General features: G+C 66.1%; 11 protein-coding genes. 4 read left to right on the forward strand and 7 right to left on the reverse strand.

Translation table 11 applies throughout. The annotated features are described in order from the left end of the window. The first annotated feature begins 230 nt into the window (after positions 1-230). Positions 231-560: a helix-turn-helix domain-containing protein gene (locus ACNO8X_RS26380; protein ID WP_418002669.1), complete on the forward strand. Its 330-nt coding sequence runs from the start codon at positions 231-233 to the stop codon at positions 558-560. Continuing rightward, on the forward strand, positions 557-1411 hold the full coding sequence (locus tag ACNO8X_RS26385; protein WP_418003395.1) for an IS3 family transposase: 855 nt from the start codon (positions 557-559) through the stop codon (positions 1409-1411). Before ACNO8X_RS26380 ends, ACNO8X_RS26385 begins: the two co-directional genes overlap by 4 nt. Before the next feature lie 82 nt (positions 1412-1493). On the opposite strand, the gene ACNO8X_RS26390 is transcribed toward ACNO8X_RS26385, so the two are convergent. From ACNO8X_RS26390 to ACNO8X_RS26420, 7 genes are all read right to left on the reverse strand, one after another. Beyond that, the gene (locus ACNO8X_RS26390) at positions 1494-1757 is read right to left on the reverse strand and encodes a hypothetical protein (RefSeq protein WP_418003396.1); all 264 of its coding nucleotides are present in this window, start codon (positions 1755-1757) and stop codon (positions 1494-1496) included. A gap of 276 nt (positions 1758-2033) precedes the next feature. Continuing rightward, complete coding sequence (locus tag ACNO8X_RS26395; protein WP_043398934.1) at positions 2034-2456, reverse strand: hypothetical protein; 423 nt, start codon at positions 2454-2456, stop codon at positions 2034-2036. A gap of 151 nt (positions 2457-2607) precedes the next feature. Next, complete coding sequence (locus ACNO8X_RS26400; RefSeq protein ID WP_418003397.1) at positions 2608-4245, reverse strand: fatty acyl-AMP ligase; 1638 nt, start codon at positions 4243-4245, stop codon at positions 2608-2610. 291 nt (positions 4246-4536) lie between these two features. Then, positions 4537-5505 (reverse strand): 4-(cytidine 5'-diphospho)-2-C-methyl-D-erythritol kinase, encoded by a 969-nt coding sequence (locus tag ACNO8X_RS26405; protein ID WP_418003398.1) that lies wholly within the window; start codon positions 5503-5505, stop codon positions 4537-4539. 66 nt (positions 5506-5571) lie between these two features. Then, positions 5572-6492 (reverse strand): 16S rRNA (adenine(1518)-N(6)/adenine(1519)-N(6))-dimethyltransferase RsmA, encoded by a 921-nt coding sequence (rsmA, locus tag ACNO8X_RS26410; RefSeq protein ID WP_043398927.1) that lies wholly within the window; start codon positions 6490-6492, stop codon positions 5572-5574. Next, the gene (locus tag ACNO8X_RS26415) at positions 6489-7616 is read right to left on the reverse strand and encodes a transglycosylase family protein (RefSeq protein ID WP_418003399.1); all 1128 of its coding nucleotides are present in this window, start codon (positions 7614-7616) and stop codon (positions 6489-6491) included. Before ACNO8X_RS26415 ends, rsmA begins: the two co-directional genes overlap by 4 nt. Before the next feature lie 128 nt (positions 7617-7744). Next, positions 7745-8578 (reverse strand): TatD family hydrolase, encoded by an 834-nt coding sequence (locus ACNO8X_RS26420; protein WP_418003400.1) that lies wholly within the window; start codon positions 8576-8578, stop codon positions 7745-7747. A 25-nt stretch (positions 8579-8603) separates the two neighbouring features. Between ACNO8X_RS26420 and metG the strand changes: the two genes are divergently transcribed. Beyond that, positions 8604-10181, forward strand: a complete 1578-nt coding sequence (gene metG / locus ACNO8X_RS26425; protein ID WP_418003401.1) for a methionine--tRNA ligase — start codon at positions 8604-8606, stop codon at positions 10179-10181. A 9-nt stretch (positions 10182-10190) separates the two neighbouring features. Continuing rightward, on the forward strand, positions 10191-11546 hold the full coding sequence (gene gdhA / locus ACNO8X_RS26430) for an NADP-specific glutamate dehydrogenase (RefSeq protein WP_418003402.1): 1356 nt from the start codon (positions 10191-10193) through the stop codon (positions 11544-11546). The last annotated feature ends 7 nt before the right edge of the window (positions 11547-11553 follow it).

An 11553-nucleotide genomic window follows, 5' to 3' on the forward strand; every position in this document is an offset into this window, starting at 1 on the left:
CCAGATTCTGAAGTGCTCCCCAGAAGTTGGACCGAGAAATTCGGTTCCTTCGTCTGGGGAGTACTTTTTTGCATCCACAGTGTTCGTTGACTGAGGCCCAACGCAGTGCGGCGGTAGCGTTGTTCGAGCAGGGTCGGGGCTATGGTGCCACGGCGAGTTATCTGGGAGTGAGCCGTTGGGCGGTTCGCGATCTGCGTCGTCGATGGGTCCTGCACGGCAGGAAGGCGCTAGTGGCTAAACCGACCAACACGCAGTATCGGTTCGAGTTCAAGCTCGAAGTGGTGGGCAAGGTCGTCAACGATGGCGCGACTGCAGCCGAAGTGGCCATGGAGTACGGGCTGTCCTCGGACCAGCTCGTGCGATCGTGGGTGCGGTCCTATCGCCGACTGGGTGAGGATGGGTTGAAACCCAAACTCAAAGGGCGTCAACCCAAAAACGCCGACTCCCCGCCACAGGAGCTGACCGATCTGCAGCGGCTCGAGCAGGAGAATCTGCGGTTGCGGGCGGAAAATGCCTACCTAAAAAAATTGCGGGCCTTGATGGCGCACGAACAGCGGTGAAAGCCGCCGCTGTTGCCGCACTCAAGGCTGACCATCGGTTGCCGTTGTTACTGCAGGTCGCGGGACTGGCGCGGTCGACGTTCTACTACCACCAGGGCAAACCTGAGGTGCCCGACCCGCGGGCTGACCTCAAGACCGCGATCGCCGAGGAGTTCGAGGCCGCCTACGGCCGCTACGGTCACCGCCGGCTGCACACCGTGCTGACCAGACGGGGTTTTGTGGTGGCCAAAAAGACCGTGCTGGCGTTGATGCGCGAGCTCGCGCTGATCTGCCGGGTGCGGCGCCGCCGCCGCTACAACTCCCACACCGGTGAGACCGGGCAGATCGCCGACAACGTCCTCGATCGCGACTTCGCCGCCACCGCGCCGAATCAGAAGTGGGTCACTGACGTGACCGAGTTCCGGATCGGCGATCGCAAGGTCTATCTGTCGCCGGTGCTCGACCTGTTCGACCGATCGGTGGTGGCGCACTCCTGGTCACTGTCACCGAATCTGGAGTTGACCAACTCATCGCTGGCCTCGGCGATCGCCACCCTCGAACCCGGCGAGCGGCCCCTGGTGCATTCCGATCAAGGCTTCCAGTACCGGCACCGGTCCTGGCGTGGCCTGCTCAACGATGCCGATGCCTCGCAGTCCATGTCACGCAAGGGCAACTGCTACGACAACGCCGTCGCCGAGAACTTCTTCGGCCATCTGAAGGCAGAAATGTTCCACCACAACCGATTCGACACCATCGAGGACTTCACCGCAGCGCTCGATGACTACATCTGCTGGTACAACACCGAACGCATCTCCACAAAGCTCAAGGGCCTGAGCCCGGTCCAATACCGGGCCCAGGCCCTTGCCGCTTAAGCTCCAACCCTCAGAGTCCAACTTTCGGGGACCACTTCATTCAGCTGAATTTGGGGGTTTTCACGTCTGCTCGCGCGGAAGATTATCCGCAGATGTGTTGCCGGTCAACGGCATCGGTGTAGCAGCTCCGGCGGCCCTGAGCGCCCACGCGGGAGCTCTGGGTGGTGTCCTGACTGCGGATGCCCGGGGTCGCCTTGATCGCCACGCTGCCGTTCGTCTCGCAGGTGGAGAGGCTTCCGGCGTCCTGACAGGTCGGGCGGGCACCTGCAACAGGCGCCATGATGCCACTGACCGAGGCCAGGCCCACCAGCAGAGCGACCATCCTGCGCTTGCTTTGATGAGTCATGTCACCTTCTCACTATTCGGGGAAGGTCGCCTGTCTCCGGTCCGTGATCGACGGGCTGAAAACCACTGACACGCCTTCCAATAACGCATGTTAGGTCGACTATATGTTTCAGCCAGATGACCGCGCCATTAACTCATGACGAACTCACATATAAGGGATTCATAGAATTGCGCTGACCTGGCAACCTCTGAAAAACCGGTGAGCAAGGTCACCGGATGGTCGAGGAACCATCCCGCGCAACGGAATTCACAACCGTTGTCACCTGCGTGACTCGATTCAGGGGCAGGACCACGCCAAGGTTCGAGAATCGGGATCGAGCGGCGTCTTGTTGGCTGCAGCCCGGTTGAACGCGTCCTGGCGGGCTTCCTCGACCGTGCGTCCGGCACCGCCGGCCACCACACCGGTTTCAGGGGCGTTGACGTTGACGATGCACAAGCGGTCGTTGGTGACCTCGTCACTGGTGCACTGGACCGCACCGGCACGCTTACACGCCGCGATCACCGCTGCGGAGGCAGCAGGGACGTCGGGCCCGGTTGCGGAGAAGCCGACGATGTCGCTGCCCCGCACCCCGGAGCCGACCGCCGCGGCGATGTCATTCGTGTCCTCGACCAAGCCCGCTGGAGCTTCAGCGCAAGCCGGCACCGCGGCGATGACGCACGCGCCGAACACCGCCACCACAGCCGCAATCACACGCCCCATGAATACGCCGGTCCTCTCGTTAATAATTCAGCGAGATTACCCGGCACTCACAGCTTTCGCTCAGCGAAGCGAGCAGCCCCACCCGCGAGAAAAACGTAAAAAAACCCCGATTTCCGAGGAAATCGGGGTTTTTCACGACTGTGCACGAAACCTAGCCGGTGACGAGTTCCACCGAGTTCGCGCGACGGAGCTTGCCGGACGGCGTCTTCGGGATGGTGCCCGGGCCCAGCACGACCACGTTGCGCGGCCGCACATCGACCTCGGTCACGACCTCGTGCGCCACCTGGTGCTCGATCCGGCGCACTTCCACCGGGTCCTGCCAGGCGTTCGATTCGACGGCGACGGCGAAGGTCTCACGCGAATGACCGGCGTCGAGGCGCACCGCGACGGCGCAGCCTGGGCGCACGCCCTGCACGCGGCCGGCGGCCCGCTCGATGTCCGTCGGGTAGATGTTGCGGCCCGCCATGATGATGACGTCCTTCACACGGCCGCAGACCACGACGTTCTGCTCTTCGGTGATGTAGCCGAGGTCACCGGTGTCGTACCAACCGTTTTCGTCCTGCGTCGGCAGGAAACCGGCCATGGTGATGTAGCCGGGGGTGACCGATTCGCCGCGCAGCTGGATGACGCCGACACCGCGCTCGGGCAGAACGTTGCCGTCCTCGTCGACGATGCGGGCCTCCAGGTCGCGCAGCAGCGGACCCAGCGAGGCGAGGCGACGGGTGTTGCCCTTCGCTGCGGGCACGGCGCGACGCAGCGCGGCCAGCAGATCGGCGTCGACCTCGTCGACGACCAGGCCGGCGTTGCACGGCGAGAACGACACGGCGAGACAGGTCTCCGCCATGCCGTAGGCCGGCAGGATGGCCGACGGCTGCAGGCCGAACGGCTTGCCGGCGTCGATCAGGTCTTCGACGTCGGCAGGGTCGACCGGCTCGGCGCCGGACAGCGCGAACCGCAGGGTGGAGAGGTCGTACTCGCCCGGCTTGGCCTGCCGGCGCAGGCGCTTGGCGAACAGCGCGTAGGCGAAGTTCGGGGCCGCCGTCATCGTGCCCTTGTACTTGTCGATGAGCTTGGCCCACAGCAGGGTGTCGCGCAGGAAGTCCATCGGCGTGACCTTGACCAGCTCGGCACCGAAGTACATCGGGATGGTGAGGAAGCCGACCATGCCCATGTCGTGGAAGCAGGGCAGCCAGCTGACCATGACGTCCTTGTCGACGTCGTACTCGGCGCCGATGAACATGGCCTCGGCGTTGGAGAAGATGTTGCGGTGCGTGATCTGGACGGCCTTGGGCGAGCCGGTCGAGCCTGACGTCAGCTGCATCAGCGCGAGGTCGTCTTCGCCGGTCTCGACGGGGTCGATGGGCTCGGCTGCCAGCAGGTCGCCGACCTTGAGGACCAGCAGACCCTTCTCTTCCAGCACGGGGGCGGCGACCAGGAACGGCTCGGAGATGATGACGGCCTTGGCCTCGATCATGCTGATGACGTTCATGGTGTCTTCAGCCCAGACGGCCAGGTCGGTCCGCGGCGTCGGCTGGTGCAGCATGGTGAGGCTGCCGCCGCGCATCCAGATGCCCTGCACGGTCGGGGCGATCTCCACCGGGTAGCCGGCCAGCACGCCGATCTTGTCGCCGTGACCGATTCCGGCAGCGGCCAGGCCACCGGCGATGCGCCGGGCCCGCTCGTGGACCTCGCCCCAGGTGTGGCGCACCGGCTCGTGCGGCTCACCAGTGACCATGCCCCGCTGCGATGTACGTGCGTTGTAGTACATCTTGTCGGTAAATCGGCTCACGACAACCTCCTGAGGTCAGGCGCCACTGCCCGTCGTTCCATAGTCCGTCCGGTGCCAGGCGCACTTGTAGAGGCGCGCACGCACAATTCGGCCGCGGTTATATCTCGAATCGATGGCTCCGAGTGCACGGGCGACGCTGCCCTGGCACGTCTCGATCCCTCACCGACACCGCCGGTGAGAGAAACCATTGCGTTCCACGCCTGGCCGCTGGCAGACACCATCGATCATCTTAAGAGACTCTTAAGTAGCTAACAAACTGTTGGCCGAATTGAGTGCTGAGTCACACCGCGATCAGGCCTGCTGGCTGGGCGCCGGCACCACCCTGGCGCCGTGTACCGGGCCGCTGGCCACGCGTACCGTCCGGCACACCCCGGCGCCGGAAAGTTGGGTGCCGACCTCGACCGCGTCCTCCGCGGAGGCACACAGGAAAGCGCAGGTGGGCCCCGAACCGGACACGATGCCCGCCAGCGCCCCGGCTTCGACGCCCGCCCGGAGGGTGCGCCGCAGCCCGGTGTCGAGGCTGACGGCTGCCGACTGCAGATCGTTGCCCAGCAGCGGCGCCAGTTCACGCGGGTCGCCGGACGCCAGCGCTGCCAGCAGCGGCTCGGGGTCGTCCAGCGAGGGCGGCCCACCGTCCCGGGCGTCGGCCCGGAGGTTGTCCAGTTCGGCGAAAACCTTCGGCGTGGACAGTCCGCCCTCGGCGAAGGCCAGCACCCAGTGGAAGGTGCTGCGCGCCAGCACAGTCGCCAGCTGCTCGCCGCGGCCGGTCCCGAGCGCGGTACCGCCGTGCAGCGCGAACGGCACGTCGCTGCCCAGTCGGGCGGCCAGCGCGTGCAGGTCCCGCCGGGGCACGCCCAGCTCCCAAAGATTGTTCATCGCGACCAGCACGGCCGCCGCGTCGGCGCTGCCGCCGGCCATACCGCCGGCGACGGGAATCGACTTGTCGATCGAGATGGCGACGTCGGGCGCCCGGCCGACGTGCTCGGCCATCAGTTCGGCGGCCCGCCAGGCAAGGTTGCGGTGGTCCGTCGGCAGCCCCTCGGCGCCGTCCCCGAGCATCTCCACCGACAGCAGGTCGGCATTGCGGACCGTCACCTCGTCGAACAGGGAGACGGCGTGGAACACCGTGGTCAGCTCGTGGTAACCGTCATCGCGGCAGTCACCGACACCGAGGTACAGGTTCACCTTGCCCGGCACGCGGACGGTCACCGAACCTGTGGGTACCCACTCAGAAGCAGTGTTTCCATCCGACGCAGACACGTCACGACAGTAACGCCCGCGGTGAGGGCCACAACACCAAGTGGTGAGAAACCCTGTCAGACAGGCTCAGTGGTTGGCGTCGACCTGCTGGTCGGACTCCGGAGCGGAGGCCTGCTGCTCGCGGTCCAGCTCGCCCGAACGCTGCAGCAGCCGCACGAAGTCGGCGATCGCCAGGGTCTCGCCGCGACGTGCCGGATCGATGCTGGCGGCCAGCAGGCGCTCGGCCGAGGCATTGCCCGAACCCGCCCATTCGGCGAAGGCATTGCGCGACGTCTTGCGGCGCTGCGCGAAGGCGATGTCGATCAGGTTGAACACCTGCGAGCGGAAGCTGTCGTCGGTCGGCCACGGCGTCGTCTCGTGCCGGTCGATCCGGACCAGACCCGAGTAGACCCGCGGGATCGGCCAGAACACCGTCGGCGAGACCATGCCGTAGCGCCGGACATTGCCGAAGAACCGCACCTTGGCGCTGGGCACCCCGTAGTCCTTGGTGCCCGGGTCGGCGGCGAGCCGCTCGGCGACCTCGGCCTGGACCATCACCATGACGGTGCGGATGGTCGGGAATTCCGAGAGCAGGTGCAAAATGGCCGGCACCGCGACGTTGTACGGCAGGTTGGCGACCAGCGAGGTCGGCTGCTCGTCCAGGTCGGACGGCACCAGGTCGAGCACGTCGCGGTTCAGCACGGTCAACCGGCCGATCTCGCTGTGGGAGTGCTCGGCGATCGTCGTCGGCAGCTGGCGGGCCAGCACCGGGTCGATCTCGACGGCCGTCACCTTCGCGCCCCGGTCCAGCAGCGCCAGCGTCAGCGAGCCCAGACCCGGGCCCACCTCCAAAACGTGAGACTGCCGGTTCACCCCGGAAGCCGACACGATGCGGCGCACCGTGTTGGCATCATGCACGAAGTTTTGTCCGAAAGCTTTACGCGGTCGGAAATCAAGCTCTTTTGCCAGATGCCGGATTTCGGTTCGACCGAGTAGCCGGATCGTCATCGTGCCCCAATTCTCCCGCTACAGACAGGCCAGGCACCCCAACCTTGGCGGGCTCGCGTCACTTCAGCAATCGCGATCTGCTCTTCACGTGTCGCAAGATCAGCCCTCGCAGCATAACGCAGACCGCCTTGCCGCTCCCAGGTGTTCTGATCAAATTGCACTCCGCCGTAAAAACCGTTGCCGGTATTGATGGCCCAGTTGCCGGTCGACTCGCAACGCGCCAGCGCGTCCCAGGCGGCAGGTTGGGTCACCGGCGGCACCTCGGTACCGGGTTTCGCGCCGATGCGCAGGACGCCGTCCCGCGCCGGCGTCAGCACCTGATTGGAGACCGGCAGCCGGCCGGTTTCGACACCGTTGACCGTGGCGACGGCGAAGGTGACGTTCTGGGTGCCGGGCTGGCCCGGATCCTCGACCACCTTGCGGCTCATGTTCAGCGCCGGATCGGACACCGTGTTCATCGTCGGGGCCAGCGGAGATTCTGCGGTGACCTGCTGCAGCCGAATGCGGGTCACGTCGATCAGCATGCCCTCGGTCACCGGCGTGGCCGCGGCGGGGACGACGGCGTCGCGCTGCTCCAGCGGCACGCCGGCGACGGCCAGCAGTCCGGCCACGTTCGCGGCGGCCAGGTGCACCTGGCGCGGCACGCCACCGTCGACGATCGTCACGTTGCGGGCGCTGACCACCGGAAGCGACATGCCGGCCAGCGGCACGCGGGTGGCGCGGTCGGCCGCGACGGGCGCGGTGTCGGTCATGGACAGCTGCTTGAGGGCGTCCTGCACGGTGGCCGCGGTGGTCCACACCTGACGGGTGTTCTGGCCGTCCAGCGAGATCTCGAGCGGGCGACTACGGCGCAGCACGATGTTGTCGGACTCGTGCACTTCCTGGTCGGCCGCGGGGAACAGGTCGTCGCGCTCGCCGACGGAGAAGCCGTTCTCGGTGAGGACATCGCCGATGTGGGTCTTCATGGTCTGCACCGTCATCGGTGCGCCGTCGATGGTGAGGGTGACGGTCTTGTGGGCCGCGACGGCGAACCCGCCGGCGACGGTCAGCGTGGCGAGGAAGGCCCCGGTCACGCCGCGCAGCATCGGCGAGCGCGCATCATGCAACTTGTTCAGAACATTCAAGGCGTCAATCCCGTGTCTGTTGGGCCCGAGATGGCCCCGAGCAGCGGCCGCGGTGACCACATAAAAGCCACCTCGACCGGGTTGATCACAGAACGGTAACGAACATGCCCGGGAGGCGGCAACCTGGACTAATGATACAGTCCATAGCTTTTCGAAGCATTTTCCGAGGTCACGGCGGCGATTTCGGCCGCTGAAGAATTTCTGATTTCGGCCAGCGCACGGACCGTGTACGGCAGGCAATACGACTCATTGGGCGCCCCGCGGAACGGATGTGGCGTCAGGAACGGCGCGTCGGTCTCGACCAGCAGCAGCTCCGCCGGGATGATCGCGGCCGCCTCGCGCAGCGCATGGGCGTTCCGGAAACTGACGGTGCCAGAGAGGCTCATGAGCCAGCCGTGATCGGCGCAGATGCGCGCCATCTCCGCGTCCGACGAGAAGCAGTGGAAGATGACGGTCTCCGGCGCGCCCTCGGACCTGAGCATGTCGAGAACCTCGGCGTCGCCGTCCCGGTTGTGGATCATCAGCGGCTTGCCGACGCGTTTGGCCAGCTCGATGTGCCAGGCGAAGGCCTCGCGCTGCGTCGCCTCGTCGGCGCAGCCGTCGAGCTTGCCCGGCCAGTACATGTCGATGCCGGTCTCCCCCACCGCGACCACGCGCGGGTCGGTGGCCAGGGTCTCCAGGGTGCGTTTGGCCTCGTCGTCGAGGGCGCCCGCGCGAGTCGGATGCAGCGCGACGGCGGCGTACACGCGCGGATCGGCATGAGCCGCGCCGACCGCCCACTCGGCGGCCTCCAGGTCGTCGGCGATCGTCACGACCTTCTCCACGCCGACGACCTCGGCCCGGTCCAGGATCACGCGGATGCTCTCGGCATCGGTCGCACCACAGGCGTCCAGGTGGGTGTGGGCGTCGACCAGTCCAGGCAGCGGTTCCGGGGCGGGCGGCTTCTCACGTTTGGCGCTCACAGCGACACCTTAAGGTGGGGGCAACATGAGCAGCCAGAATTCCCCCGGCGCCCAGGGGCCCTTCTACATCACGACCGCCATCGCCTACCCGAATGGCGCGCCGCACATCGGGCACGCCTACGAGTACATCGCCACCGACGCGATCGCCCGGTTCAAGCGGCTCGACGGCTTCGACGTCCGCTACCTGACCGGCACCGACGTGCACGGCCAGAAGATGGCCGAGGCCGCCGCGGCCGAGGGCATCTCGGCGGCGGAGCTGGCGAATCGCAACTCCGACGTGTTCCAGGCCCTGCAGGAGAAGCTCAACATCTCCTTCGACCGGTTCATCCGTACCTCCGACGCCGACCATTACGAGGCGTCCAAGGAGATCTGGCGACGGATGAACGAGGCCGGGGACATCTACCTCGGCACCTACGCGGGTTGGTACTCCATCCGCGACGAGCGCTTCTTCGCCGAGGACGAGACCGAGGTCCGGGACGACGGCCGCTTCGCCATCGAGACCGGCACGCCGGTCACGTGGACCGAGGAGCAGACCTACTTCTTCAAGCTGTCGGCCTACACCGACCGGCTGCTGGCGCACTACGAGGAGCACCCCGAGTTCATCGGCCCCGACGTGCGCCGCAACGAGATCACCAGCTTCGTCTCGGGCGGACTCAAGGACCTGTCGATCTCGCGGACCACGTTCGATTGGGGCGTCCCGGTCCCCGACCACCCCGAGCACGTCATGTACGTGTGGGTGGACGCGCTGACGAATTACCTGACGGGCGTTGGCTTTCCGGATACCGCGGGCGAGGCCTTCGAGAAGTACTGGCCCGCGAACCTGCACATGATCGGCAAGGACATCATCCGGTTCCACAGTGTGTACTGGCCGGCATTCCTGATGTCGGCCGGAATCGCCCTCCCGGAACGGGTTTTCGCGCACGGCTTCATCAACGTCAAGGGCGAGAAGATGAGCAAGTCGGTGGGCAACGTGGTGGACCCCATCGCACTCATCGACGCCTTCGGCCTGGACCAGGTGCGCTACTTCTTCCTGCGCGAGGTGTCCTTCGGCCAGGACGGCAGCTACAGCGAGGAAGCCATCATCGGCCGGATCAACGCCGACCTGGCCAACGAGCTGGGCAACCTGGCGCAGCGCTCGCTGTCGATGGTCAACAAGAACCTCGGCGGAATCGTCCCTGAGCCAGGCGAATTCACCGCCGCCGACCTCGAGTTGCTCAAGCAGGCCGATGATCTGCTGGACACCGTGCGCGGCCACTACGACGTGCCGGCCATGCATCTGGCGCTGGAAGCGATCTGGCTGATGCTGGGCGCGGCCAACCGCTACTTCTCGGCCGAAGAGCCGTGGGTGCTGCGCAAGTCTCCCGCTGAGTCGGACCAGGCCCGCTTCGGCACGGTGCTGTACACGACGCTGGAGGCGGTCCGGATCGCCGCGCTGCTGGTGCAGCCGGTGATGCCGGAATCAGGGGGGAAGCTGCTCGATCTTCTTGGGCAGGACGCCTCGGCGCGGGACTTCCGCGCTGTCGGTACCCGACTGGCACCGGGAACGGTGCTGCCGACACCCGAAGGCGTTTTTCCCCGCTACCAAGCGGAGACCAAGGAGTAGCGAGAAGATATGGCGCAGAACGGCCTACACGAGCGGCTGCACGACGTCTACGAGGAAGTCACCCGCCGCAACGCAGGCGAGATCGAATTCCACCAGGCCGTCTACGAGGTTCTGACCAGCCTGGGCCCGGTCGTCGACAAGCACCCCGAGTACTCCGATACCGCCATCATCCGCCGGTTGTTCGAGCCGGAACGGCAGATCATCTTCCGCGTACCCTGGATCGACGACGCCGGTGCCGAGCAGATCAACCGCGGCTTCCGCGTCGAGTTCAACTCCGCGCTGGGCCCGTTCAAGGGTGGCCTGCGGTTCCACCCGTCGGTGTACCTGGGCATCGTGAAATTCCTTGGCTTCGAACAGATTTTCAAGAACTCGCTGACCGGTCTGCCCATCGGCGGCGGCAAGGGCGGGTCGGACTTCGACCCCAAGGGCCGCTCCAAGAACGAAGTGATGCGGTTCTGCCAGTCGTTCATGACCGAGCTGTACCGGCACATCGGTGAGTACACCGACGTCCCCGCCGGCGACATCGGCGTCGGCGGCCGCGAGATCGGCTACCTGTTCGGTCAGTACAAGCGCATCACCAACCGCTACGAGTCTGGCGTCCTCACCGGTAAGGGCCTGACGTGGGGTGGTTCGCAGGTCCGCACCGAAGCCACCGGCTACGGCACGGTGTTCTTCGTCGACGAAATCCTGCGCAGCTCCGGGCAATCGTTCGACGGCAAGCAGGTGGTGGTGTCCGGGTCGGGCAACGTCGCGATCTACGCCATCGAGAAAGTGCACGCGCTCGGCGGCACCGTCATCGGCTGTTCGGACTCCAGCGGCTACGTCGTGGACGAGAAGGGCGTCGACCTCGAGCTACTCAAGGAGCTCAAGGAAGTGCGTCGCGGCCGGATCTCCGAGTACGTCGAAATGCGTGGTGGCAGCGCGCAATTCGTCGAGGACAACTCGATCTGGCAGTTGCCGTGTGACATCGCGCTGCCCTGCGCCACACAGAACGAATTGGATGGTGACGACGCGAAGGCGCTGATCGAGTCCGGCTGCCAGATCGTCGCCGAGGGGGCCAACATGCCGTGCACCCCGGAGGCGGTGAAGCTGTTCACCGAGGCGAAGGTCGCGTTCGCGCCAGGCAAGGCCGCCAACGCCGGTGGCGTCGCCACCAGTGCGCTGGAGATGCAGCAGAACGCGTCGCGGGATTCGTGGACGTTCGAGGAGACCGAGCAGCGCCTGGCCGAGATCATGGGCCGCATCCACGACCGCTGCCTGAGCACCGCCGACGAGTACGGACAGCCGGGCAACTACGCGGCCGGGGCCAACATCGCCGGCTTCATCCGGGTCGCCGACGCGATGTCGGCGCTCGGAGTCGTCTGACGCAATA

This window comes from Mycobacterium sp. PDNC021, from assembly GCF_048282635.1.
Lineage (GTDB): Bacteria > Actinomycetota > Actinomycetes > Mycobacteriales > Mycobacteriaceae > Mycobacterium > Mycobacterium llatzerense.